The organism is Lutibacter sp. TH_r2, from assembly GCF_033101135.1.
GTDB lineage: Bacteria > Bacteroidota > Bacteroidia > Flavobacteriales > Flavobacteriaceae > Lutibacter.
On sequence record NZ_JAWMPV010000005.1, the window covers coordinates 71334 to 96382 of the forward strand.

Here is a 25049-nt window from a genome sequence, read left to right on the forward strand (position 1 = left end):
AGAATAGCTACAAGCTATTCTCTTTTTTATTATCCAAAATTTATTATTTCAATAAACCTAATAAACCTGTTAATTCAGTAAGGTTTAAACTTGAATTATTATCAGTATCTAATATGTTAAAATTTTCTGCTACAGTACCAATGGCTTCAGTTGAGCTAATTGCCTCATCTTTATTACTATCTAATAAAGTAAAAAGACTAGATATTTGCTTTACTGTAGAATTTGAACTTAACGAGCTTAACAATGTTGCTGCACTTGAAATACTAGATGTGTTAGCATTTTTAACTGTATCACAACTAAACATTGCAATTACTAATGTTAATGATAAAATGATTTTTTTCATACTATTAATTCTATTTATTTAATATTAAAGAAATGTAATGTTACATATTATTAATAAAGAAGTGAATAGACAAACAGCACTTATTAATCCTTTAATACAATAATTTTATCGACGAAGTTATACCTTTATTTTAATTAAATTCTTCTTCGATTTATTTATCTATTTAAATTAATTTTCTAATACTGCGAATTGCTCCAATGCTTGCATAGCTTCACAACCGTAAACTACTGATGGGCCTCCTCCCATAAGAACAGCTACTCCAATAGTTTCCATAATTTCTTCTGCACTTGCACCTGAAGTTAACGCATCATGCACATGGCAAACAATACAACCCTCACATCGTACGGTAATTGCAATACCTAAAGCAATAAGTTCTTTTGTTTTAGCTGAAAGAACTCCATCTGAACTACTTGCTTTATGCATTTTACTAAAACCTTCCATTGTGTTAGGTATTTTTGCGCCTAATTCTCCCATTAATTTTGAGAGGTTGTTGTAGTTATTTGAATAATCTTTAATCATATCTAAAAAATTTAAAGAGTTAATTAAAAAGCAATTGATTTTGAAAGAAGAGCTCAAAAACATTGCGTTACTCAAAGTTAAAAAATATTACACTAATTTTCAATAATTATTCTGTTTATTTCCAACTAAAAAAAATCTTAAAAATGCTAGTATTCAAGCTGTTAAAATATTTATTCAATTAGTAAATAATGTTTTTAATTTGAATTTTTAGTGCAAAAAAAAACGCATATTTCTATTAAAATTATAAACTTATTACTATTAATTTGTAAAATAGATAATGCTAATTTAATTATGAATTTAAAGAGTTATTATTTATAAACTCTAAAAATTTTGGTTTGTAGTGTTCTGAAACTGTAATTCTCTGCTTATTAATTATTATTTGACTACGCTCAATTACATCTATATTTTTTAAAGCTACAATAAAAGACCGATGTACGCGCATAAATTTTGTTTCAGGAAGTTCTTCTTCCAAAGATTTTAAACTCATTAACGTTAAAATAGGTTTTGGGTTATCTTTTAACCAAATTTTAATATAATCTTTCAACCCTTCAAAATACAATACATCAGCTAATTTTATACGTAATTGTTTGTATTCAGATTTCACAAAAAGGAATTCTTTTTCTTTAGAAACACTATTTTGTTGTTTTCCTTTCACCAATTCAAACCATGTATTTGCTTTATTAGCTGCTGCTAAAAATTCAGCATAATCAAAAGGCTTTAATAAATAATCTAAAGCTTCTACTTTAATACCTTCTAGAGCATATTGATCAAAAGCAGTAGTAAAAACAACACGGGTTTCTTTCGGTAACATTTTTGAAAATTCAATACCAGTTAAATCTGGCATTTGAATATCTAAAAACAATAAATCCACAGGATTTGCTTTAATAAACTCCATAGCTTCAATAGCACTACTACACTTTTTTTTAAGTACTAAAAAAGGTGTTTTTTTTACGTAGCTTTCAACTAAATTTAAAGCCATTGGTTCATCATCTACAATAATACAGGTAATTTTAAGTGCACTCATAATTTAGGATGTTTCTATTTCTAAATGTACTAAAAAACATTCTTGTTTTACACTAGTTTTAAAGGTATATTTATTGGGATAAAGCAATTCTAATCGTTTTTCTAAATTTTTTAATCCAATACCTGAACCGCTTTTATCATCTGTTTTTTTAGGGAAGTTATCGTTTTCAACAGTAAAAAGCACAGTTTTTCCTTTACAATTCATTTGAATATTAATACTACTTTTTTCACTCGCAGAAACACCATGTTTAAATGCATTTTCAATTAATGAAATAAATAATAATGGTGCAATTTTAATACCTGTTTCTTCTGAAGGGAAATTAAAATTAACCGTTGTTTTATCTGAAACTCTTAATTTCATAAGCGCAATATACTTTTTCATAAAATCAATTTCTTTTGAAAGTGAAACTAACTCCATATTTGTTTCATACAGCATATAACGCATTAACTTACTTAAACTATGTATAGAAGATTTGGCTTGTTCTGGCGAAACATCTACCATAGAATAAATATTATTTAATGAATTGAAAAAGAAATGTGGTTGTAATTGATAATGTAAATGTTGTAACTCGGATTGTAATTTAAAATTTGCCGCCTCTTTACGTTCAGCTTCTGTTTCCACCCAGCGTCTTGTAGTTTTCATAGCTATAGAAAATAGCAATGGAGCAACGTAAGACAGTATTTGTACATAAATAAATAACTTAAAAGGAGGACCATTACCATTTTCATTATCCGTTTTTTTTCTAACAATCTCTTGAAAAAAAGTATCTTCAATTTGTTCTTTTAAAACTAAAAACAAAGCAATCATACCAAGGTTTATACCTATAAATAATAGCATTTTTTTAGTAAATAAAAAGCGATCTATAAGTATAAAATAGTTGACATAGAAAATAATGGCATAAAACCCTAACGGAACCCAAAAATGAGCAATAACTCTATTTATCTCTTGCGATTGTCCATACGATAATATATACGGAATACTAAAAAGCACTACCCAAACTAGAAGATGTGAAAAAGTTGTTATTTTATTATTTTTATGCATTAAATTATATTTATAAAGTTTTAAAAATTTTACTTAACTACCAATGGTGTTTTTTACCGTGAACAGTATCCCATAAAGTACCACTCTCAAATTCACTTGTAATATATGTATAGATATTTTCTGCCGATTCTTTAGGTGTTAATGGAGCATTTTTAAGATTACTAATTCTAATCTCCGTTTTTACCCAACCAGGATCAATTGCGGTTATAAATATGGAGTTTTTTAATCTGTTTGAAAGAATTTTTGTGTACATATTTAATGCACTTTTAGACATTCTATAAGCAACAGAATAAGCATCTTCTACATTTGTTATTGAGCCTAATTTTGATGAAATTATTATTATTTTCCCTTTGTTTTCTATATGTGGTAGTAAACTTTCTGTTAAAAAAACAGTACCATTAACATTTACCTTAAATGTGTTTTCAAAAGATTCATATTCAGGGTTACTTTTTCCTAAATCGGGACCAATTCCTGCATTATTAATTAGTATATTAATTTTATTAAAACGTTCAGCTACAAATTTAGAAAACTCTTCTATACTGCTTTTATCTTTTAAATCTAGCTTAACAGAAATAAGATTTTTATGTTCTATTTCGCTAATTTTACCATCTCTGCAAGTTCCAATTACTGTAAACCCATTAGACAGCATTTTTTTAGCTAGTGCTAAACCTATTCCCTTACTTGCTCCTGTTATTATTGCTATCTTATTCATTTACTTGTTATTTTTAAAAGCTACTATTTATTATTCATAACGCAATGCAGTTATCGGATCTAAAGCAGCTGCTTTTTTAGCTGGATACCACCCAAAAAAGATACCTGTAATGGCACATACAGCAAATGATATTATTATAGAATACAATGCAATACTTGTAGGCCAATTTAAGAATTTTTCAATAAAAACAGTTGATGTAAGCCCTAAAATCACTCCTAGAATTCCACCTGTTATACTTATTAAAATAGCTTCTATTAAAAACTGCATTAAAATATCTGAACCCTTACCGCCTACTGCCATTCGTAATCCAATTTCTTTAGTTCGTTCTTTTACAGAAACATACATAATATTCATAATACCAATACCACCAATTAATAATGAGATACCTGCAACAGCTACTAATAAAATTGTTAACATTTCGCTAGTTGAACTAAAGGTTGAAATTAATTCTTCCATAGAACGTACATGAAAATCGTCTTCTTCACTTGCTGTTAATTTGTGTTGTTTTCTTAAAATTTCTGAAACTTGAGTTACTGCTTCTGGGGCTTCACCTTCACTTATAGCAGATGCCATAATTGTATTTAAATGATCGATCGCTAAAATTCGTTTTTGTACTGTTGTATATGGTGCAATAACTACATCATCTTGATCTTGACCAAAGGTATTCTCTCCTTTTTCTTCTAAAACACCTATTACTTTAAAAGGAATATTACTAAATCGAATCATTTGCCCTACAGGATCTTGGCCGTCAGGAAACACATTATCAACCACTGTTTGTCCAATTAAAGCCACTTTAGCAGCCGTTTGCACTTCTGCATCAGTAAACATACTGCCGCTTTGTAATTCGGTAATTTTAATTTTTAAATACTCTTGATTTACTCCGTAAATTGTTGATGGCCAGTTATTAGAACCGTTAATAACCTGTCCACTACCATTTACTAAAGGTGTTATATACGTTAATAAATTAGCTTGGTCTTTAATTGCGTAGTAATCATTTAGTGTTAATGTTTCCATAGCGCTACGTTCTTGTCTAACACCACCTCGCACATCAGATCCAGGTCTAATAGTTATCATATTTGAACCCATTGCTGAAATAGTTGAACGAATACTCTCTTTTGAACCTTCACCAATGGCTAACATAGCAATTACAGAAGCTACGCCAATAATAATTCCTAACATGGTAAGCAATGTTCTTGTTTTATTAAGAATAATTGCTTTAAATGCGATTTTTAATAAATTTAATAGTCTCATAATTAATCGTCTTGTTTAGGTAATTTTTCTAATTCTTCTGCAGCAGATAGTATATTGGTATTTTTATAATCTTTAATAATATTTCCATCTCTTAACACAACAGTTCTATTGCTAAAAGTAGCAATATCAGGTTCATGTGTTACAAAAGCAATAGTAATTCCTTGTTTATTTAAATGTTGAAACAACGACATAATTTCATAAGAGGTTCTTGTATCTAAATTACCTGTAGCTTCATCTGCGAGAATCATTACTGGATTATTCACCAACGATCTGGCAATTGCAACACGTTGTTGTTGTCCTCCTGAAAGTTCTGAAGGAGTATGATCCATTCTATCAGCCAAACCAACCATTTCTAACGCTTTTATAGCACGTTTTTTTCGTTCTTCTGTAGAAACTTTACTATTGTACAACAATGGTAATTCTACATTTTCTAATGCTGAAGTTCTTGCTAATAAATTATATGATTGAAAAATGAATCCTATTTTTTCGTTTCTTATGGTTGCTAATTGGTTTCTGCCAAGGTCTTTTACTTTTAAACCATCAATTTTATAAGATCCATCAGTTGGTTGATCTAAACAGCCTAAAATATTTAGGAGTGTACTTTTACCAGATCCACTAGATCCCATAATGGTAACAAACTCACCTTCATGTATAGTAAATGAAATACCTCTTAAGGCATGAACCGTTTCGGTTCCCATAACAAAGTCACGTTTTAAGTCTTCTATTTTTATAATTTCTTTACTCATGACTATTTACTTTTTTTTACTTCCAGGTCTTTGTGGCATAAACGGACTTTCATTAGAACCACTTGACCTAGCTTCAGATTTAGAGACAGCTTTTAAGCTATAGACTAATTTTTCTCCTTCAGAAATACCACTTACTATTTGTACATTAACACCATCACTTGCTCCTAGAGTTACTGTTTTTGACGTAATACTTCTATCGTTTCCAAGCACCCAAAGTATTTTTTCATTTTTAGATGAATTGTTTGTGTTTTCTGGTAAATTATGATGTGTATTATAGGTTGCTAACGTTTCTGCTTCTGGTTTAAAGTTTATGGCTTTAGCTTCTGCTGTTAAAACATTGTTTAACTCTAAAGTATAAATTGAAATGGTTGCTGTTAAACCAGGTTTTAGTTTTAAATCTGGGTTATCTGCCTTAATAACAACGGTATATGTTACCACATTTGAAGTAACTGTTGGGTCTAGTCTCACTTGGGTTACAATACCTTCAAAGGTTTCACCAATATAAGCATCAACCGTAAAAGATACACGTTGACCATTTTTTACATTTCCTATATCTGCTTCATCTACATCTGCTTCTACTTGCATTTCTTTTAAATCTTGTGCTATGGTAAACAAGGTTGGAGTACTGTAACTTGCTGCAACTGTTTGTCCTTCATCTATATCTCTAGATAATATAACACCATCAATAGGTGAATAAATATTAGCATATCCTAAATTAGTTCTTGCTGACTGAAGATCAGAATAACGTTGTGTTACAGTACCTTTTGCTGTTTGGTAATTGTATTCGGCTTCGTCAAAATCAGATTTACTAATTACTTGATTTTCATACAAGGATTTTTGTCTCTCGTAGATAGTTTTCATGTAATTTCTTTGACTTACAGCATTGTCATAAGCAGCTTGAGCTTGAGTTTTAGAAGCTTTTAAGTTTGTTTTATCTAATTCAGCTATCAACTGTCCTTGTTTAACTTCACTATTATAATCTACATATATTTTTTCAACAACACCAGATACTTGCGTACCAACATCTACTTGATTTATGGGTTCAATAGTTCCTGTTGCAGTAACCATTGTAGTTACGTTTGCTTTTTTAGCTAAAACTGTTTTTGCTTCAATTATAATAGCATCGTCTCCTTTTAAAAAAAAGTAAGCTATAATAGCAAGTGCTACTAGTGTAATACTACTTATAATGATTGTTTTTTTATTTTTCATGAGTCTGTTGATTAAAGTTTTATATCGTTTCCTTGATAAAATTGTAATAATTGGTGGTATAAAATATTTAAGTATTTTGCTTGCAGGTAGTTTTGTTGTGCATTGGTAAATGTATTTTGACTAATTACCAAATCTATAGTACTTAAAGCTCCTAATTCGTACTTTTTTTGTGCAAGTTTGTAACTTTGTTCTGCGGCTGTTTTAGAAGCTTCAGAAGCAATTACTTGTTCTTGAGCTGAAAGTGCATTTTGATAGGCTGTTTCTACTTTTTTATAAACTTCTTTTGTAGTAGTTTGTTTTTGAATTTCAGCTTTTTCAATGTTTATAGTTGCATTTTGTACAGCTGCTTTTGTTTGGTTTCTGTTAAATATTGGAATACTTAAGGATAATCCTAATTTTTGATTAAAATTAACATCAAATTGATCTGAAAAGGTGCTATCATCAACACTTGTGTATCCAGAGCCTATACTTCCACTTAAAGATAAGGTTGGTAAAAAACCTCCTTTAGCAATTTCAAGTTCTTTCTGATTAACAGCAATATTTAAATTACTAGCTTCAATTTCAGGTAAAAATGTTAACGATTTGTTGTAAATCTGTGTTTTGTTTAGTTCTAAATTTATTAAATCCTGATTTTCACTTAAGGTCTCAACTTCTATATCTTCAAAAGGTTGAAGTTCTAATAGTTGTTTTAACTCAATTATATATTGTTGATAATTATTTTTTGCTGCAATAACATTGTATTTGTTTGTTGCGGCTTGACTTTGTGCTTCTGTGTAATCACTTAAAGCAATAGTTTCTGCATCTAAACGAGCTTTAGCTCTTAATACTTCTTTTTCTGAAGCTTCTAAATTATTTTCTGCAATAGTGATACTTTCTTTACTGTATAACGTATTTAAATACGTTTCTAGAATAGTTAAAACAATGTTGTTTTTTTCAACTTCTTCTTGAAAAATACTTTGTTCTACTAATATTTTATTTTGTTCTATCTGATTGCTAATTTGATTCCCTTGAAACAATGTCATAGAACTATTTATACCAACATTTGTACTATGTATTTGGTCAGAAACATAATCGCTAGTAATTGGATCAATTGTATTTCCGCTAGAAAAACTTTGTGATGCACTTCCAAATAAATTAGGTAATCTAGAAGATTTTGCCTTACTATAATTTACTTCAGCTATATTTTTATTTAGTGTAGCATCTTTTACAGTAATGTTATTTTCTATTGCATAGCTTATACAATCTTCTAAAGACCAAACTTTTGTTTTTGAAGTTGAAACTTCTTGAGCAAAAGATATTTGCATAAAAAGAAAGCTTGCTATGATAAGATATAATTTCATTTTGAGTGTTTTTTAATTTAACACTACAAATGTGAAACTATATACTATTTAAATAAAGTAGAATAGACGTTTACGAAGATTTGATATATAAAAACCTATTTTTAATAGATGAGATTTTTTACATTAAAGTATCTATAATTATTTTTTATTCAACAAAAGATTGATTATCAATTTTTTAAACGTATTCAAAATAACTCCATATTGTTATACAAACTTTTATTTTTGTGATCTTTTATTTTTAATTTCAGATAAATGCAGTCCTTTTTCACGTATAAGTAAATCATTTTTTGGACTACCTATAATTTGTGAAGAATATACTCCAGAATGTCCAGAAAATAAATAAGCTGTAGAGCAAGCTAATGCAATAAAAACTCCAGATTCTATTCCAAAAAGTTCAATTCCCATAATGGTACAAGCAATAGGTGTGTTTGTAGCACCAGCAAAAACAGCTACAAATCCCATTCCTGCAAGTAATCCCATTGGTAAAGGAATAAACCAAATTAATACATTACCTAAAGCTGCTCCAATATAAAATAAAGGTGTTACTTCTCCTCCTTTAAAACCTGCTCCAAGGGTAAATGATGTAAATAAAATTTTCAATAAAAAATCATACGAATTTAAATTCTCATTAAAAGCATCTACAATAGTTGGTATTCCCAATCCAATATATTTTGTAGTACCCATAAAATAAATAGCAATTGCTAAAATTGTTCCTCCAATTACAGGTCGAAGTGGTGGATATTTAATTTTTTTATTAAAAAGCTTGCTCCAAAAATGTGTGGATTTTGAAAAAAGCATTGCTGTAAGTCCAAAAATAATTCCTGCTAATAATGACCATAATAGATTAACAGGAGTCATTTCAGCAACTGTATTGATGTGATAATGTGTATGAGGTACATTCCAAAATTGACAAAAATAATCTGCAAAAACTGCAGCCATAAAACTTGGAATAATAGCATCTAATCGAATTCTTCCTAAAACTAATACTTCCAATGCAAAAATTCCACCTGCTAAAGGCGTACCAAAAACAGAGGCAAAACCAGCACTTATACCTGCAATTAATACAATTTGTCTATCTCGCTTTGATAATTTAAGAACTTTTGTAAACCTATCGGCAATAGCACCACCAATTTGAACTGCAGTTCCCTCACGACCAGCTGAACCTCCAAAAAAATGAGTTAAAATAGTTCCAAACAAAACAAGCGGAGCCATTCTAAATGGAATTATTTTTTTGGGAGAATGAAATTCTTCAAGCAATAAATTATTACCTTTTACAACACTATTTCCATATAGATGATATGACAGCCCTATTATAAAACCACCAACAGGTAATAACGCAATTATCCATAAATGTGATTCTCTCCAATTTGTAACCCAGCTTAAACTTAACAGAAAAAATGCTGAAATACCTCCTACTATAATTCCTAAAACTAAACAAATTAAAACCCATTTTAGAAGATATATTAATGATGGTATTTGTTCAAATGAAAATAAAAACTTTTTAATTTTTGTTTTGTTCATATTGCCCAAAGTAATTTTTTTATACTGGCATAAACTATTTTAAATAGAAATTTTTAATTCTAAATTGAAAGTAGTTTAAGGCAAACCTTATAGCCAAAATTAAGAATGTAAATATAAACTAAAATTAAGTTTTAACAATTGGTAATAAAGTTATTATCTAGTTTTATTTTTTAATAGACTATTTTAAAATTAAAACCTAAAAAAACCAGAAAATTTGCATCATCTGGTTTTTAATTTAAAGTATATGTATTTTAAATTTAGGTTGCTTCTAAATAATCGGCAATTCCATTATTGTTTTCATCTCCCAATTCATCTGCGGTTAAAATTTCATCACCATCGTCATCAGTATCCAAGTAATTAGGAATTTCATCTCCGTCAGTATCATCGTTTTTTACATTTCCATCACCATCAATATCTTCATCACTTGATAAAACACCATCATTATCATGATCAGCTCTATTTATATCGTTTAGTGTTATTTTAAAAATTAAAGGTGAATTTTCACTAATTATTGATTGAGTAATATTTCTATAAGCTAAACCAGATGGAATAAATAAATAACCTTCTCCACTATCTTCATAATCAAAAGATTCATCATCATTTATTATTTTAGTTCCAGTTTTAAAATTTGTAAACCCGTAAGCCCAACCATCTACAACACCTGTTAAAGAAAACCATATTTTACTTGAACTAGAATCAAAAACAGTACTATCTAATAACATTCCGGCATAAGTAACAAATACTGAATCTGAAGATTTTGGATATTCACCCACACCTTCGTTTTCTTTTAAAAAGTATAAGTTATAATTTATATCATCCTTTGTAACCTCCTGTACTTCAACTAAATCTGAAAGCGGTGTTTCGTCTGATGTTATTGTCCAAATTGCATTATCATCTTCATTTAAATAATGAGTTTGTAAGTATTCTATTAAATCAGCATCGTCAATTAAGGCTTGCGCTGCATGATCAAAATCATCATCACTTGAATTATCATCATTTCCATCACAAGAAAACATTGTAATACTTAGTAGTGCAATAAATAATAAACTTTTTAATTTCATTCCTTTTATAAGATTAGATTGCGCAAGATACTATTTTCATATACTTTTGAAAAGTTTAATATTAAATTTTTAACTTTAAATTATGCGAATAGATAAGTATTTGTGGTGTACGCGTTATTATAAAACACGAAGTATTGCAACTGAAGCTTGTAAAAAAGGACATGTTAGAGTTGATAATAAGCCGGTAAAGCCTTCAAAAGATGTGTTCTCTGGAGAGAAAATTATGGTAAGAAAAAATCAAATTAATTACGAATTTTTAATTCTTGATTTACCTTTAAATCGTGTTGGTGCTAAATTAGTAGACTTATACAGAAAAGATATTACCAATAAAGAACAGTTTGAAAAACTAGAATTATTAAAATATTCTAAAGACTATTATCGTAAAAAAGGAACTGGAAGACCAACAAAAAAAGATAGACGTGAATTAGAAGATTATCAGGATGAAGATTAATTTAATACATAAAAAAGCACTTGTAGGTGGAAGCTCAAAAGGTTTAGGAAAATCAATAGCTTTAGAATTAGCTAAAAACGGAGCTTCTGTAACAATAATGGCTAGAAATAAAGAGGCTTTGCAAGCTTTAGTTTCAAAAATGGATACTTCACAAGGTCAAGTACATCAATTTTTAATTGTGGATTTTTATAATTTTAACGAATACCAGAATATAATTTCAAACTATTTTAAATCTAATTCAGTTGATATTTTAGTCAATAACACCAACGGACCAGAAGGAGGAACTGTTTTTGATAAAACTACAAAAGATTACCAAACAGCATTTGATTTACTTTTTAAAACTACACAATTTACTACCATGTGTGCTATTAAACAAATGGAAAAAAATGGTTTTGGTAGAATTATTAATGCAACTTCTATTAGTGTTGTTGAACCTATTAACCATTTAATATTATCTAACACTATTAGAGCAGCAGTAACTACTTGGGCTAAAACATTAGCTACAAGCATTGCTAGTAAAGGAATTACAGTAAATAACATTTTAACTGGTATTTTTGATACTGAACGAATTAAAGAACTTAATAAATTACAAGCTAAACAGTTAAATATTTCTGAAGATGAAGTTTTACTTAATTTAAAAAACTCAATTCCAATGAAACGAATTGGAAACCCAAAAGAGTTTGGATACTTGGTTAATTTTTTAGCTTCAGAATATGCATCTTACATTACAGGAACAAATATTGTTATTGATGGAGGACTTGTAAAATCTTTATAATTTATGACTAAATTTGACAAACAGTATTGGGATTTAAAATACGAAAAAAATAAAACGGGTTGGGATATTGGTTACATCTCCACTCCTATAAAAACATATATAAATCAATTAACAAATAAAAATTTAAAAATTCTTATTCCAGGTGCCGGTAACAGTTATGAAGCTGAATATTTGCATGAAAATAATTTTAATAAAGTTAGAGTTATTGATATTGCTTTTCAACCACTACTTAATCTAAAAAAACGTTTTCCAGATTTTCCTGAAAAAGATTTAATAAACATGAATTTTTTCAGTCATGAAGATAAATATGATTTAATACTAGAACAAACTTTCTTTTGTGCATTAGATCCTTCTTTGCGAGAAGCTTATGTAAATAAAATGTATAATTTATTAAATGATGGAGGAAAAATTGTTGGTTTACTATTTGATTTTGAACTAACCAAGCAAGGTCCACCTTTTGGAGGAAATATTATTGAATATATTCAACTATTCTATGCTAAATTTGAAGTTCGTGTTTTAGAACGTTGTTATAATTCTATAAAACCAAGAGATGGTAGAGAATTGTTTTTTATCTTTGAAAAAAAATAAATATAATGGAACAATCGGTTATACTTACTAATAAACAAATTGAACACAAAACAAAACGTATTGCGTATCAAATTTTCGAATGTAATTCTAAAGAATCAGAAATTATTATAGCAGGTATAAAAGGAAATGGATACATTTTTGCTCAACATTTAGAAGCAGAATTAAAGCAAATTTCCGATTTAAAAATTACACTTTGCGAAGTAAATATAGATAAACGAAATCCATTAAAACCAATTTCAACAGACTTAAAACCTGATGATTACAAAAACAAGCCACTAGTTTTAGTTGATGATGTATTAAACTCTGGGTCTACCTTAATTTACGGAATAAAACACTTTTTAGAGGTTCCAATAAAGCAATTTAATACAGCTGTAATGATTGATAGAAATCATAAAAAATACCCTGTAAAAGCAGATTTTAAAGGTCTCTCTTTATCTACTTCACTTCGTGAACATGTTAATTTAGTGTATAATAAACAAAATAGTTATGCTGTTTTAGAGTAGCGTAATTATTTCTTCTGAAATTTCTAAAATAGATTTATCATCAACATTTGCAATTTTTGAAGCACTTTCATAAAATGGTGAACGTTCAAAAAGATGTTTAGCAATAAATTCTTTTAAATTATCAATTCCTATTGTTGCTACTAAAGGACGTTGAAGAGTTTCTTTTTTTATCCTTTCAAAAATAGTATTAATAGAAGCTTTTAAATATATTGAAGTACTATTTTCTGTTATTAGTTCCATATTATTTCCATAACAAGGTGTCCCTCCTCCTAACGAAATAATCATATCATTTTTAGAACTCAATAACTCTTTTAAACATTCAGACTCCTTGTTTCTAAAATATATTTCTCCTTTTTCTTTAAAAATAGTAGAAATTGTTGATTGTTCTTTCGCTTCGATATACGCATCTAAATCAATAAAAGGAATCAACATTTTTTTTGCAACTACCTTACCCACAGCAGATTTGCCACTTGCCATATACCCTAATAAAACTATTTTCATACTTGTTTACTTTCTATTTAAATAAGTAACACAAATATCGTTTAAAAAACTACATAAAAAAACTTGTATTTTAAACTTTAGGTAGTATATTTGCACTCGTCTTTGGAAAAGGTAATTGACCTGGTAGCTCAGTTGGTAGAGCACCTCCCTTTTAAGGAGGTGGTCCTGGGTTCGAGCCCCAGCCAGGTCACAAAAAAAGTTAAGCATTTGCTTAACTTTTTTTATTTACTAAAATTAATGCACATATGGCGGAATTGGTAGACGCGCGGGCTTGAGGGGCTCGTAAACGTAAGTTTGTGCAGGTTCAAGTCCTGTTATGTGCACTTATTTCACTTTAAAATTCATTACTATTTTAATATTCTTTAGCAAAAATTAGGGTTTTTATTAGTAATATTGCATTATGCTAAAAAGAATTTTAACTCCTATAGTTTTTTGTATTGCTTTTGCTGGTTTTGCTCAAGTAGAAAAAAACACCGATACTATAAAACAATTTGAAACTTCATATTTGAAAGGTCAAGTTATTAGTCATACAACCAAAGACCCTTTAAAAGGAGCTCACTTATTTAATTTGAATTCTGTTTTAGGAACTGCAACAAATGATGATGGTAAGTTTGAAATGAGCACAAGAGTAAATGACACTATTTATGTATCATACCTTGGTTACCAATCCATTAAACTAAAAATTACAAACGATTTACTTCTTGGAAATGAGTTAGTTATAGAATTAAATGAAAAAACTGAACAAATGGAAGAAGTAGTTGTTAAATCACATAAACTAATTGGTGTTTTGGAAATTGACGCTAAAAACACTCCAAAAGATAAATACTCAAGAATACATATTAGTGGTGTTCAACAAACTTATGAAGTTGGTGGATTACGTAAAGCTAAAACCTATACTTCTCCTGTAGACGCTTTATTTCATCCTGTAGATTTTGTTTATAATATGTTTGGTAAAAAACCAAAACAACTAAAAAAATTAAAAAAATTACGAGATGATGATGAAGTTAGAAATTTAATGGAAACTAAATTTAATCGTGAGATTATGATGGAGTATTTAAATATGGATGCTCAAGAATTAAATGATCTTTTAAATGAATGTAATTATTCTGACTATTTTATTAAATCAGCTAGTGATTTACAATTAGTTGAGGCAATTTTACTTTGTTATGAAAACTATAAAGCCATTAAAAAAGGTAGTACTATAAAAGAAAAAAACTAGAAAATTTATAACTTATATAATAATTAAAGTCAACATATGTTGGCTTTTTTTAACATATTTACTATGACATATAAAGAAATTGACTCTTATACAGATTTAATGGAAGCTATTGAAACTCAAAATCAATTAAGTTTTCATGCTTTTCAAAATATAGATTTCAACCAGATTTCAAATTCTTTTACAAACTTATCATTTTACAATTGTATATTTTTAGGTTGTACAATTCCTGAAAAATTTACCGTTAAACTTTCTGAGGATTGTTTAATTTTTCCTCAAATAAACGCTCCATTTAATCCATTTATAAATTCATTATACACAAAAGAAAAATTGTATAATAATTATCAACTTGGAAATCCTGATAGTTACGAAAAAACTTTTGATAAGGTAGTTTACAATCACTACACAAAACAAGGTAAAGAAGCTGTAGATATTAAAGAAACACTTACTAGACGTTTACACGATCACTCCATTACAAATGCTTTAAATGATTTTGTTATAGATTATGATAAACGGAAAATTGTTGCCATAATGGGTGGACACAGCTTATCTAGAAGTAATAAGAATTTTTTAAAAGTAGCTAGGATTAGTAAAAAATTAACTGAATTAGGTTATTTAATGATTTCTGGTGGTGGTCCTGGAGCAATGGAAGCTACCCACGTAGGTGCTTGGTTTGCAGGAAAAAGTAATAAGGAGTTAACCGAAGCTATAAATATATTAGCTGAAGCACCAATTTATAATGATGCTTTATGGTTAGATAAATCTTTTGAAGTTTTAGAAAAACATCCTACTTCTAATTATAAAAGTTTAGGAATTCCAACTTGGTTATATGGACACGAACCGCCTACTCCATTTGCCACACATATTGCTAAATATTTTGCAAACAGTGTACGTGAAGAAGGTTTGTTAGCTTTAGCTAAAGGTGGTGTTATATTTTCACCAGGAAGCGCAGGAACTATTCAAGAAATTTTTCAAGATGCTACTCAAAATCATTATTTAAGTTATGGTTTTGCCAGCCCAATGGTGTTTTTAAATAAAGAATATTGGACTAAAAATAGGCCTATTTATCCATTGTTGCTAAAATTAACAGAAGAAGAAAAATATAAAAATATGATTCTTTCTATTTTCGATTCTGAAGAAGATGTGATTTCTGAAATAGAAAAGTTTCCAAAAAAATAATCATAAAAAAAGAGGCTATCTAAAAGTGAAAATTTCGTCAACCTGAACTTGTTTCAGGTTCTCATACTAATTAATTATCGGTATGATGTGATTCTGAAACAAGTTCAGAATGACGGCTTTCAATGCTTTTTAGACAGCCTCTTCTATTGGTTTATCTTCTTCTTATTGATTCCCTAAAATAATAGGCATTCCAGAATCACCACTACCAATAACAATTACTTTGCTATTTGGAGATTCAGCTAACTTAATAGTTGCTTCAATTCCTTTATCCTGAAGAATTTTATCAGTTAATGATGCGCTTAAAATTCTATTTGCATCTGCTTTACCTTTCGCTTCAATTATTTGCTTTTCAGCTTCTTTAGCTGCAGTAACTAATCTAAACTCATATTCTAAAGATTCTTGCTCTTGTTTTAATTTACGCTCAATTGCATCTTTAATTGTTGCTGGTAAAGTTACATCTCTAACTAAAACTTCGTTTAATATAATGTATTGACCATCCAATATTTTTTTTGCTTCATCATAAATTTCACTCTGAATTACATCTCTTTTACTTGCATATAATTGCTCCGGAGTATAACGTCCAACAACACTACGAGCTGCTGATCGAAGCGTAGGTTGAATAACTCTTTCTAAATAATTTTTACCTTTTTCTTGATGTAGTTTACCTAAATCTGCAGGTCTTGGCATATACCAAGATGAAGTTTCTAAAATAATATCCAATCCGTTTGATGAAAGTACTTTCATTTTTTCAAATAATTCTTGTTGACGTACTTCATACACTATAACTTCATTCCAAGGTGCAACAATATGAAATCCTTCACCTAATGGTGGTTGATCTGTTACTACACCGCCATCAAAACGTTTCCATAACACTCCCGCTTCACCTGCATCTACTGTTACAGTTGATTTTGATAAAAATATAATTGCTACAATACCTATTAAAATAATAGGCATTAAAGTTTTTGGTAATTGTAATTGTCCGTTGTTTGCCATTGTTGTTTTAATTTAAATTTTTGTAAAAATACGAAACAGAAAATTATAAACTATCTTCTATTTTTATTTTTTACTACTCTACATTTTCTAAAGGTGAAAAAACTCCTTTGCCTAGTATTTCTAATTCATTAAATTGACTGTAATTTTCAACTTCAATCCATTCTTCATTTTTAACTCCAAGAATTACTTCTTTTTTTTCAAAATTAAATGCTTTATCCGTTTTATTTTTTAAAACAAATGCAAAAAACTTATTATCTTCATGTAAAATAGCTTCAATTGGCAAAGCCCATTTTATTGATTTTTCTATCATAATTTCAGCTTCAACAAACATTCCAACTAAAAAAGGTTGATTTTCATCTTCTAAATGTGCATGAACTCTAACTGTTCTAGTGTCTTCATTTATTTCATTTCCAATTAAATAGACACTCGCATTGTATGTGTTTTCTGAATTTTCTGGAATAGAGAACTTTATTGATTGTTTTTCTTTAACATTTAAAACATCTTTTTCAAATATCACCAATTCTAAATGTTTATGTTTTGTATTGTTAATTTCTAAAATAACATCAGTTGCATCTACAAATTTTCCTTTAGAAGCATTTACTTTTGAAACTACTCCATTAATAGGTGAATAAATAGGAATTATTGAGGTAAAATTCCCAGATTTTACATTGGTAATATTTATTCTCATTAATTTTAATTTTTGCTCTAATCCACGTGAAATAGCAACTGTGCTCTTATAATTACTTTCTGCCTCTAAATATTTCTTTTTTGAAGTAATGTTTTCATTAAACAAGGTTTTCTGACGCTCGTATTCAGATTTTAAATAGTTTAATTTCTCTGAAACTTCTAAAAACTCTTGTTGAATGTCTATAAAAGCAGGGTTTTCTATAGTTAATAATAATTGTCCTTTTTTCACTTTATCACCTATTAATAAAGGTGATTTTTTAATATAACCACCAATAATAGCGCTTACTTTTGCTTTATTTGCTGGTGGAACATCCACAAATCCATTTGTTTTAATACTTGTTGAAAATTCTTGTTTAGATAGTTTAACTAATTCCATTTTAGAACTCTTAAATTGTTCTTTACTAACAGAAATAACTCCTTTTTCAGTTGCTACATCTTTTACAACTTCTTTTTCTTTTGTTGAGTTACATGCTGAAAAAGAACCTATTAAAACAAGTTGTAGTATATATATTTTAATGTTTTTCATAATTATAGATTTATATAATTTAATTCGATAGCTTTTTGATTGTAGTTATTTAAACTATTTAAATAGCTTACATTTATTTGATATGAATTTTCAATACTTTGTATATATTGAAAGAAATCAATCTCTCCATTTTTAAAACTAGAATTGGCAGTTTTTAATATTTCTGAAGCTAATTTTTTTCCATTTTCTTCATAAAAAGAAAGTTCTGCATTTGCCTTATTCAACTCATTTTGAAGTATTGAATACTTGCTTTTCAATTGTATTTCGGCTTCTAACTTTTTATCTTCTGATATTTTTTCATCTATTTTTAAAGCTTTTAATTTAGCCGATTTACCAAAAAACAATATAGGAATAGTGACTCCTGCTCTAAAACTATTATAAGATTCATTAGAAGTTATATCCTTGCTATTAAAATAGTTAAATGATAAACTTGGTAAAAACTCTTGGTTTGAAATTTGCTTATTTACTAACGATAGTTTTTTATTTTCTTGGTGAAATTTATTAATTAAATGATTTTCTAAAATTTGATTTTCAACTGTTACTTTACTCAATCTATTTTTTGAAACTAAAATTTCTTCATTAGACTGTAATACACTATTAAATTTTATTAATAAGCTTGCCAAATCTTGTTCTAATTTTATTAATTCAGTAGTAAAAAGCTGATGTTTAGATTGCGCAGTTATCATTTCTAAATAATTAGATTCACCTAACTCAAATTTTCGTTTTGCAGCTTTTGAAAAATTACGATACAAACTATCCATATGTTTTAAGTAATTCTGTTTGTTTTGAACATAAACTATTTCATAATAAAGACTTGAAACATTTTTAATTAACTCATTTTTAGCTAATTCAAATTCAATTTGTTTTAAATTAGTATTTAATTTATTAGCTTTTTTCTTTGAAAAATAAATAGTTGGAAAATCTATACTTTGTTCAACTCCATAGGTGTCAAAAGGTTTATCTAAAATTCCTAAACTTGTTCTATCCTTTTCGTAATAGACAGAAGTATTTTCAAAATTGAAAGCTGTGTTAATTAATTTTTGGGCTTTTGCTTTTTCCAAGTTGCTAATATTTAAACCTTTATTGTTTTCAACCGCTATTGAAATGGCTTCCTCTAAATTTATTTGCTTTTGAGAAAAACTAAAAACAGGAATTAATAATACTAGTAAAATTAATGTAGACTTATTTGCTTTTATTTTTTTTATTTTAAAATTTTTAGTTTCAAAAATTGCATATAATGTAGGTAAAACAATCATAGTTAATATGGTTGCTGTTACCAAACCACCAATTACAACTGTAGCCAATGGGCGCTGAACTTCTGCTCCTGCATTGGTAGAAATTGCCATTGGAAAAAATCCTAATGCGGCAGCGGCGGCAGTTAAAATTACTGGTCGTAAACGCTCTTTAGTACCTTTTAAAATTCGTTCATTAACATCTGATATTCCTTGTTTTTTCAATTCTTTTAAATGCTCAATTAGTACAATACCATTTAAAACAGCAATACCAAATAAAGCAATAAAACCAACACCTGCCGAGATACTAAAAGGCAAACCTCTTATTAGTAAAAACAATACTCCACCAACTGCTGCTAAAGGTATTGCAGAAAAAATCATTAATGCATCTTTTACAGAGTTAAACGCAAAATGAAGTAATATAAAAATTAATAACAATGCAATTGGAACAGCAATTTTTAGTCTGTTTTTTGCACTGTTTAAATTTTCAAATTGTCCTCCATACGAAACAGAATAACCAACAGGTAATTTAACTTGTTCGTTTATAATTTTTCTAACATCATCTACTACAGATTCCATATCTCTATTTCTAACATTTACTCCAATTACAATTCTTCTTTTAGTATCATCTCTAGATATTTTTGCTGGACCTTTGGTATATTCAATTGTGGCAAGTTCATGCAATGGAACTTTTATACCTAATGGTGTGTCTACATATAAATTTCGTAAATTTTCTATATTTTTTCTGTAGTTAGAATTTAGCCTAACAACTAAATCAAACTTACGCTCCCCTTCAAAAACACTACCTAAAGTTTGACCCGCAAAAGCCATAGAAACCAATTCATTTAAAACTTGAATATTTAAACCATAACGAGCCACTTTTTTACGATTGTATGTAACCGTCATTTGAGGTAATCCATCAACTTTTTCTACAATAATATCCGATGCACCTTCTACGTTTGCAATTTTACTTTTAATTTCATCGGCTTTAGATGCTAAAACATCCAAATCTTCACCAAATAATTTTATAGCAACATCTGCTCTAACACCTGTAATTAATTCATTAAAACGCATTTCAATAGGTTGTGTAAACTCAAACTCAACTCCTGGAATAATAGCTAGTTTTTCTTTAAACTTATCTGCTAATTCATCTTTTGAAGAAGCTGAAACCCATTCACCCTTTGGTTTTAGTTTAATAATTACATCGCTTTCTTCCATAGACATAGGATCAGTTGGAACTTCAGCAGCTCCAATTCTTGTAACTACTTGAGATACTTCAGGAAAATTATCTAATAAAATTTGTTCAATTTTAGTGGTGATTTCAACAGTTTTTGATAAAGATGTACCTGTTTTTAAAGCAGGTTGAATAACAAAATCACCTTCATCAAGAGTTGGTATAAACTCACCTCCCATTTTACTAAAAATAATTCCAGTTACAATTAACAATACAACTGATAATGCTACAACAATTTTTTTATTGAATAAAGCCCATTTTATAACCGGTTCGTACATTTTTGTAAAAAACGAAATCAATTTTTTTGATACGTTATTTTTAGACACTTTTTCTGGCTTTAAAAAAATGGAAGAAATTACTGGAACGTAAGTAAAGCATAAGAACATAGCACCAATTAAAGCAAAACTAAAAGCCATTGCCATTGGTTTAAACATTTTACCTTCCACACCACTTAATGATAAAATTGGAATGAATACAATTAAAATAATAAGTTGCCCAAAAACAGCAGAAGTCATCATTTTTTTACTACTATCATAAGTGATTTTATCAATCTCACTTTGTTGTTCATTTTTAGATAAACCAACTAATTGATCTCTACTACTTGTAATTTTAAAGGCTATAAATTCAACAATAATTACGGCTCCATCTATTATTATACCAAAATCAATTGCGCCTAAACTCATTAGATTAGCATCTACTCCAAAAACATACATCATTGATAATGTGAATAATAGCGAAAGTGGTATAACTGAAGCTACCACCAAACCAGAGCGTAAACTTCCTAAAAGTAGAATAACTACAAAAATTACAATTAATATTCCAATAATTAAATTCTCTGCAATGGTAAAGGTTGTTTTACCTATTAGTTCACTTCGTTCCAAAAAGCCATTGATAAAAACGCCTTCAGGCAATGTTTTTTGAATTTCCTCAACACGCTGTTTAACGGCTTCAATAACTTTATTAGAATCACCATCTTTCAACATCATTACTTGTCCTAATACTTTTTCTCCTTCTCCATTTCCAGTAATAGCTCCAAACCTTGTAGCATACCCATAATTAACTTCAGCAACGTGCTTTATTAAAACTGGAACACCTTGTACATTTTTTATAACAATGTTTTCAATATCTTCTAAAGATTTTATCAAACCTTCACCTCTTACAAAGTAACTTTCATTTGTTTTTTCTATATACCCACCTCCTGCAACACTATTATTTTGCTCTAAAGCATCCATAATTTGTGAAGAAGTAATATTCATAGATTTTAATTTTTCAGGATTTAGAGCAACTTCATATTGCTTTAGAAATCCACCCCAAGTATTTACTTCTACAACACCTGGAATACCAGAAAGTTGACGTTTTACAATCCAATCTTGAATTGTTCGCAACTCCATAGGGGAATATTTATTTTTATAAGCAGGTTTAGTGTCTAAAATATATTGATAAATTTCTCCTAAACCAGTAGTAATTGGCCCCATTTCAGGAGTTCCAAACTCCTCTGGAATTTTTTCAGATGCTGCTTTTATTTTTTCAGCTATTAACTGTCTAGGTAAATACGTACCCATATTATCTTCAAAAACTATGGTAACTACTGAAAGTCCAAATTTTGAAACGGAACGTATTTCTTCTACACCAGGTAAATTAGCCATTTCTAATTCAACTGGATAAGTTATAAATTGTTCAACATCTTGAGTAGATAAATTTCTAGATGTTGTTATTACTTGAACTTGATTGTTTGTAATATCTGGTACTGCACCAATTGGTATTTGTGTTAAAGCAAATAAACCAAATAAAAAAATAGATGCTGTTATAAGTAAAACAATAAGTTTATTTTGTATACTTAATTTAATTATATGTTGTAACATAGTTTAATTATTTAAATCATAATATATTGAATGTAAGTTAATTACATTACTTATTTAAACAAATAAATTAAACTGTTTTTGGAGGTTGAAAAAAGTTAGTTTCAAATAGTTTTATAGGTTGCTCACAGTATAAAAATCGAGAATTTACAAAAATTTCATCCTTTAGTTGAAGTGGATAATTGTTATTGCAAATAATAAAATCTAAATGAAAATGAGTATCTAAATGTCTATGTTTAAATGGTAAATTTTGATGTTCTTTATGTTTATTTTTATGAATATCAATATCACTTCCATAGTGTTGGATAATAAATTCACCTAAACTTTCACCTTGTTGAATGTGAGTTACTAAATGATCTACTAAAACAGGTATTTTAGGAGCATCGGTTAAATCCAAATTAAAGCTTTGAATTAACACAATAAAAGATAAAAATATGACAGCAATTTTACTCATCTACTGCAAATGTAAAATTAATTAGAAAATAAAATGTGACAAGTTTTACATAAGAGAATTAAATTTTCCCAAAATATTTTCTTAAAAACCATTCTGTACTTAATAAAATAATAACAAAAGCTAATAACCACTTCCAATTTATTAGAGGTGTTTTTTGTAGCGTAGATTTTTGAATACTTTTAAATTTTTCGGTGGCAATTAAATTATTTATTACACTTTCAGAGTCTTTAGAATAATAGACCTTTCCTCCTGTTTTGTTTGCTAATAATTTTAAATTTTCATCGTTAGCATTTAAAAATTGTTGTTCTACTTCAAAAGGTTCAACTTTAAAAACTCCAGAACTACTAACATTTTGATTTTCAGTAGTAATAGTGTAATTATACTCACCCGAATTTAAATTTGAAATTTCTGCTACAAAACTATTATTTGAAAGTGCAAAAGGAAATTTAGACAACTTATTAGTTGCATTATTTTTAATAGTTAACCACAATTTAGCTCTACTATCAAAGCTTAAATTATTATCTAAATATACAGCCGAAAACTGAACAATTTCATTAGAAAAATATATAGGTTCTACTGAAACTTGTAGGCGGTTTTTACTTTTATTAGATGCTAAATACAAAACTAAACTTGAAATAAAATTATCGAATTGCTCAAAATTTTTAGTTTCAATAAAACTTTGCATTCTCCACCTCCAACTATTTTCGCCAAATAAAATTCCGGCTTTAATCTCATCAATTTCAAAAGTTGCTAACATTGGCTTATCTGTTTCAAAAGCTCCAATTTTTTGATAAAGTAATATGTTTAATGGAATATTAAAACTTACATCGCCAAACTTATCTTCAAGTGGAGAAAATGACTTAAAACCAATATCTTCAGTAACAAAGCTTTCATATTGTAAGTTAAGTTTAGGAACATAACTTTCAGTTTGATTTAAAACGTCTTTTTTAAAATATGATTGCGCTTTATTTAAAAAATCCCAATCGGTTTGCGAGCCACTTATTATAAAAAAATGTTGTTTGTTATTTTTAATTTCATTTAAAACAGACTTAAAACTACTGGTAGGCTGATATAATATAACTAACTGATAATCTGTTATTTTGCCTTTAATTTTATTTGGTTTTTTTATAGTTACTTCTCTCTGTTTATTAGTTTCGATAGATTTTTTAAGCATCCCTAAATCTGGATGAACTACATCACTTATCAATAATATTTTAGTTTTTTCTTCTATCACATTTATTGAAAAACTTTTAGAATTGTTTGCTGTATTTTTTTCTGAATCTAAATTTTCTACAATAGCTGTATAATATTGAGTGCCTTTTTCAGTAACTTTTATATAAAAAGATGAAATTAAAACATTATTATTTTTAGAAAGCTTAATGGTTTCTGAATGAACAGTTTTTCCTTTATGAAGAATTTTTAGTTTTTTAGAAACTGTATTTTTTCCCGCGTAATTCACAAAAATTTCAACAGGTAATCTATTATTTATATAGGTTTGTTTATTTACATTTAATCGAGAAATATAAATATCTTCAATGCTAGTTGTGTCTCCTACAATAAAAGAATTTATTGGATTTTTAGGTTTCAGAAATTCAATACTATTTCCAAAGGTTTGGTTTCCATCTGTTATAAGTAATACAGGATTGTTCTCTCCGTAAATTTTAGAAAACTCTTGAATTGGATTTGATATATTTGTTTGATTTTCAATATATTTTAGTGTATCTAAAGCATATAATTCTTTTCCAAAACCATAATACTGAATATTATATTTATTATTTAAGGCTGAACTATTTTTTAAATTATCAACTAAAGTTTGTACTATTTCTACTTGTTTACTGTATTTTATAGATTTAGATTGGTCAATAGCAACCACTAAATTTGGTTTTTCAATTTCAAAAATTGTTTTTTTTATAGAAGGATTAATTAACAACAACATTAATGTGAATAGTGCTAAAAACCTTAATGCTAATAAAATATAGTTTGTTTTAGTTTGTTTTAATTTATACCAATACTGAAAAAGCGCTATTGCTAGCGCTAGTATTCCAGATAATAGTATGTATAAAATTGTTTCGGTTGACATTAAA

The 25049-nt window shown here is 28.2% G+C and carries 23 protein-coding genes and 2 tRNA genes; 8 read left to right on the forward strand and 17 right to left on the reverse strand.

Features of this window, described 5'->3' with window-relative positions; genetic code table 11:
• Positions 1 to 43 precede the first annotated feature (43 nt).
• The 11 genes from R3X25_RS13575 to R3X25_RS13625 all read right to left on the reverse strand — a co-directional run bounded on the left by R3X25_RS13575 (position 44) and on the right by R3X25_RS13625 (position 10767).
• Entirely contained in the window at positions 44 to 343 is a 300-nt protein-coding gene (locus R3X25_RS13575; protein ID WP_317675479.1) for a hypothetical protein, read from the reverse strand.
• A gap of 168 nt (positions 344 to 511) precedes the next feature.
• Positions 512 to 862, reverse strand: a complete 351-nt coding sequence (locus R3X25_RS13580) for a carboxymuconolactone decarboxylase family protein (protein ID WP_317675480.1) — start codon at positions 860 to 862, stop codon at positions 512 to 514.
• Between the two features lie 289 nt (positions 863 to 1151).
• Positions 1152 to 1886 carry a LytTR family DNA-binding domain-containing protein gene (locus R3X25_RS13585; protein WP_317675481.1) on the reverse strand — a complete coding sequence of 245 codons (735 nt, stop codon included), beginning with the start codon at positions 1884 to 1886 and terminating at the stop codon, positions 1152 to 1154.
• Between the two features lie 3 nt (positions 1887 to 1889).
• Positions 1890 to 2927 carry a sensor histidine kinase gene (locus R3X25_RS13590; protein ID WP_317675483.1) on the reverse strand — a complete coding sequence of 346 codons (1038 nt, stop codon included), beginning with the start codon at positions 2925 to 2927 and terminating at the stop codon, positions 1890 to 1892.
• Positions 2928 to 2964: 37 nt separating this feature from the next.
• Positions 2965 to 3639, reverse strand: a complete 675-nt coding sequence (locus R3X25_RS13595; protein WP_317675484.1) for an SDR family NAD(P)-dependent oxidoreductase — start codon at positions 3637 to 3639, stop codon at positions 2965 to 2967.
• Positions 3640 to 3669: 30 nt separating this feature from the next.
• The gene (locus tag R3X25_RS13600; RefSeq protein WP_317675485.1) at positions 3670 to 4890 is read right to left on the reverse strand and encodes an ABC transporter permease; all 1221 of its coding nucleotides are present in this window, start codon (positions 4888 to 4890) and stop codon (positions 3670 to 3672) included.
• Positions 4891 to 4892: 2 nt separating this feature from the next.
• Complete coding sequence (locus R3X25_RS13605) at positions 4893 to 5636, reverse strand: ABC transporter ATP-binding protein (RefSeq protein WP_317675487.1); 744 nt, start codon at positions 5634 to 5636, stop codon at positions 4893 to 4895.
• 6 nt (positions 5637 to 5642) lie between these two features.
• Entirely contained in the window at positions 5643 to 6845 is a 1203-nt protein-coding gene (locus tag R3X25_RS13610; protein WP_317675488.1) for an efflux RND transporter periplasmic adaptor subunit, read from the reverse strand.
• An 11-nt stretch (positions 6846 to 6856) separates the two neighbouring features.
• Positions 6857 to 8185, reverse strand: a complete 1329-nt coding sequence (locus tag R3X25_RS13615; RefSeq protein WP_317675489.1) for a TolC family protein — start codon at positions 8183 to 8185, stop codon at positions 6857 to 6859.
• A gap of 216 nt (positions 8186 to 8401) precedes the next feature.
• Positions 8402 to 9706, reverse strand: coding sequence for a voltage-gated chloride channel family protein (locus R3X25_RS13620; protein ID WP_317675490.1), 1305 nt, complete (start codon positions 9704 to 9706; stop codon positions 8402 to 8404).
• Positions 9707 to 9963: 257 nt separating this feature from the next.
• Positions 9964 to 10767 carry an FKBP-type peptidyl-prolyl cis-trans isomerase gene (locus R3X25_RS13625; protein ID WP_317675491.1) on the reverse strand — a complete coding sequence of 268 codons (804 nt, stop codon included), beginning with the start codon at positions 10765 to 10767 and terminating at the stop codon, positions 9964 to 9966.
• Between the two features lie 82 nt (positions 10768 to 10849).
• Here R3X25_RS13625 and R3X25_RS13630 point away from each other — a divergent pair, with 82 nt between their 5' ends.
• Genes R3X25_RS13630 through R3X25_RS13645 form a run of 4 tightly spaced genes read left to right on the forward strand, consistent with a single transcriptional unit; the run spans position 10850 to position 13084 of the window.
• Positions 10850 to 11218 carry an RNA-binding S4 domain-containing protein gene (locus tag R3X25_RS13630; protein ID WP_317675492.1) on the forward strand — a complete coding sequence of 123 codons (369 nt, stop codon included), beginning with the start codon at positions 10850 to 10852 and terminating at the stop codon, positions 11216 to 11218.
• A complete protein-coding gene (locus R3X25_RS13635) occupies positions 11208 to 11993 on the forward strand; it encodes an SDR family oxidoreductase (protein WP_317675493.1) in 786 nt (261 codons plus the stop codon). The genes R3X25_RS13630 and R3X25_RS13635 overlap by 11 nt, the downstream gene beginning before the upstream one ends.
• A gap of 3 nt (positions 11994 to 11996) precedes the next feature.
• Positions 11997 to 12581 (forward strand): SAM-dependent methyltransferase, encoded by a 585-nt coding sequence (locus tag R3X25_RS13640; protein ID WP_317675495.1) that lies wholly within the window; start codon positions 11997 to 11999, stop codon positions 12579 to 12581.
• Positions 12582 to 12586: 5 nt separating this feature from the next.
• On the forward strand, positions 12587 to 13084 hold the full coding sequence (locus R3X25_RS13645) for a phosphoribosyltransferase family protein (protein WP_317675496.1): 498 nt from the start codon (positions 12587 to 12589) through the stop codon (positions 13082 to 13084).
• On the opposite strand, the gene R3X25_RS13650 is transcribed toward R3X25_RS13645, so the two are convergent.
• Entirely contained in the window at positions 13076 to 13585 is a 510-nt protein-coding gene (locus R3X25_RS13650) for a shikimate kinase (protein ID WP_317675498.1), read from the reverse strand. The genes R3X25_RS13645 and R3X25_RS13650 overlap by 9 nt on opposite strands.
• Positions 13586 to 13702: 117 nt before the next feature.
• On the opposite strand from R3X25_RS13650, the gene R3X25_RS13655 reads away from it, so the two are divergent.
• From R3X25_RS13655 to R3X25_RS13670, 4 genes are all read left to right on the forward strand, one after another.
• Positions 13703 to 13775 (forward strand) — tRNA-Lys (locus R3X25_RS13655).
• Positions 13776 to 13824: 49 nt separating this feature from the next.
• A tRNA-Leu gene (locus R3X25_RS13660) sits at positions 13825 to 13908 on the forward strand.
• 77 nt (positions 13909 to 13985) lie between these two features.
• Complete coding sequence (locus tag R3X25_RS13665; RefSeq protein ID WP_317675499.1) at positions 13986 to 14804, forward strand: carboxypeptidase-like regulatory domain-containing protein; 819 nt, start codon at positions 13986 to 13988, stop codon at positions 14802 to 14804.
• A gap of 63 nt (positions 14805 to 14867) precedes the next feature.
• Entirely contained in the window at positions 14868 to 15980 is a 1113-nt protein-coding gene (locus tag R3X25_RS13670; RefSeq protein WP_317675501.1) for a hypothetical protein, read from the forward strand.
• Between the two features lie 162 nt (positions 15981 to 16142).
• On the opposite strand, the gene R3X25_RS13675 is transcribed toward R3X25_RS13670, so the two are convergent.
• The 5 genes from R3X25_RS13675 to R3X25_RS13695 form a co-directional block, all read right to left on the reverse strand.
• Positions 16143 to 16973 (reverse strand): prohibitin family protein, encoded by an 831-nt coding sequence (locus R3X25_RS13675; RefSeq protein WP_317675502.1) that lies wholly within the window; start codon positions 16971 to 16973, stop codon positions 16143 to 16145.
• 73 nt (positions 16974 to 17046) lie between these two features.
• The gene (locus tag R3X25_RS13680; protein ID WP_317675503.1) at positions 17047 to 18186 is read right to left on the reverse strand and encodes an efflux RND transporter periplasmic adaptor subunit; all 1140 of its coding nucleotides are present in this window, start codon (positions 18184 to 18186) and stop codon (positions 17047 to 17049) included.
• A gap of 2 nt (positions 18187 to 18188) precedes the next feature.
• The gene (locus R3X25_RS13685) at positions 18189 to 22514 is read right to left on the reverse strand and encodes a CusA/CzcA family heavy metal efflux RND transporter (RefSeq protein ID WP_317675504.1); all 4326 of its coding nucleotides are present in this window, start codon (positions 22512 to 22514) and stop codon (positions 18189 to 18191) included.
• A gap of 67 nt (positions 22515 to 22581) precedes the next feature.
• Entirely contained in the window at positions 22582 to 22965 is a 384-nt protein-coding gene (locus R3X25_RS13690; protein ID WP_317675505.1) for a hypothetical protein, read from the reverse strand.
• 58 nt (positions 22966 to 23023) lie between these two features.
• Positions 23024 to 25045 carry a VWA domain-containing protein gene (locus R3X25_RS13695; protein ID WP_317675506.1) on the reverse strand — a complete coding sequence of 674 codons (2022 nt, stop codon included), beginning with the start codon at positions 25043 to 25045 and terminating at the stop codon, positions 23024 to 23026.
• Positions 25046 to 25049: the final 4 nt, after the last annotated feature.

Coding starts and splice junctions, on each gene's coding strand:
- R3X25_RS13575 (WP_317675479.1), bottom strand. CDS start 343: ATGAAAAAAATCATTTTATCATTAACATTAGTAATTGCAATGTTTAGT.
- R3X25_RS13580 (WP_317675480.1), bottom strand. CDS start 862: ATGATTAAAGATTATTCAAATAACTACAACAACCTCTCAAAATTAATG.
- R3X25_RS13585 (WP_317675481.1), bottom strand. CDS start 1,886: ATGAGTGCACTTAAAATTACCTGTATTATTGTAGATGATGAACCAATG.
- R3X25_RS13590 (WP_317675483.1), bottom strand. CDS start 2,927: ATGCATAAAAATAATAAAATAACAACTTTTTCACATCTTCTAGTTTGG.
- R3X25_RS13595 (WP_317675484.1), bottom strand. CDS start 3,639: ATGAATAAGATAGCAATAATAACAGGAGCAAGTAAGGGAATAGGTTTA.
- R3X25_RS13600 (WP_317675485.1), bottom strand. CDS start 4,890: ATGAGACTATTAAATTTATTAAAAATCGCATTTAAAGCAATTATTCTT.
- R3X25_RS13605 (WP_317675487.1), bottom strand. CDS start 5,636: ATGAGTAAAGAAATTATAAAAATAGAAGACTTAAAACGTGACTTTGTT.
- R3X25_RS13610 (WP_317675488.1), bottom strand. CDS start 6,845: ATGAAAAATAAAAAAACAATCATTATAAGTAGTATTACACTAGTAGCA.
- R3X25_RS13615 (WP_317675489.1), bottom strand. CDS start 8,185: ATGAAATTATATCTTATCATAGCAAGCTTTCTTTTTATGCAAATATCT.
- R3X25_RS13620 (WP_317675490.1), bottom strand. CDS start 9,706: ATGAACAAAACAAAAATTAAAAAGTTTTTATTTTCATTTGAACAAATA.
- R3X25_RS13625 (WP_317675491.1), bottom strand. CDS start 10,767: ATGAAATTAAAAAGTTTATTATTTATTGCACTACTAAGTATTACAATG.
- R3X25_RS13630 (WP_317675492.1), top strand. CDS start 10,850: ATGCGAATAGATAAGTATTTGTGGTGTACGCGTTATTATAAAACACGA.
- R3X25_RS13635 (WP_317675493.1), top strand. CDS start 11,208: ATGAAGATTAATTTAATACATAAAAAAGCACTTGTAGGTGGAAGCTCA.
- R3X25_RS13640 (WP_317675495.1), top strand. CDS start 11,997: ATGACTAAATTTGACAAACAGTATTGGGATTTAAAATACGAAAAAAAT.
- R3X25_RS13645 (WP_317675496.1), top strand. CDS start 12,587: ATGGAACAATCGGTTATACTTACTAATAAACAAATTGAACACAAAACA.
- R3X25_RS13650 (WP_317675498.1), bottom strand. CDS start 13,585: ATGAAAATAGTTTTATTAGGGTATATGGCAAGTGGCAAATCTGCTGTG.
- R3X25_RS13665 (WP_317675499.1), top strand. CDS start 13,986: ATGCTAAAAAGAATTTTAACTCCTATAGTTTTTTGTATTGCTTTTGCT.
- R3X25_RS13670 (WP_317675501.1), top strand. CDS start 14,868: ATGACATATAAAGAAATTGACTCTTATACAGATTTAATGGAAGCTATT.
- R3X25_RS13675 (WP_317675502.1), bottom strand. CDS start 16,973: ATGGCAAACAACGGACAATTACAATTACCAAAAACTTTAATGCCTATT.
- R3X25_RS13680 (WP_317675503.1), bottom strand. CDS start 18,186: ATGAAAAACATTAAAATATATATACTACAACTTGTTTTAATAGGTTCT.
- R3X25_RS13685 (WP_317675504.1), bottom strand. CDS start 22,514: ATGTTACAACATATAATTAAATTAAGTATACAAAATAAACTTATTGTT.
- R3X25_RS13690 (WP_317675505.1), bottom strand. CDS start 22,965: ATGAGTAAAATTGCTGTCATATTTTTATCTTTTATTGTGTTAATTCAA.
- R3X25_RS13695 (WP_317675506.1), bottom strand. CDS start 25,045: ATGTCAACCGAAACAATTTTATACATACTATTATCTGGAATACTAGCG.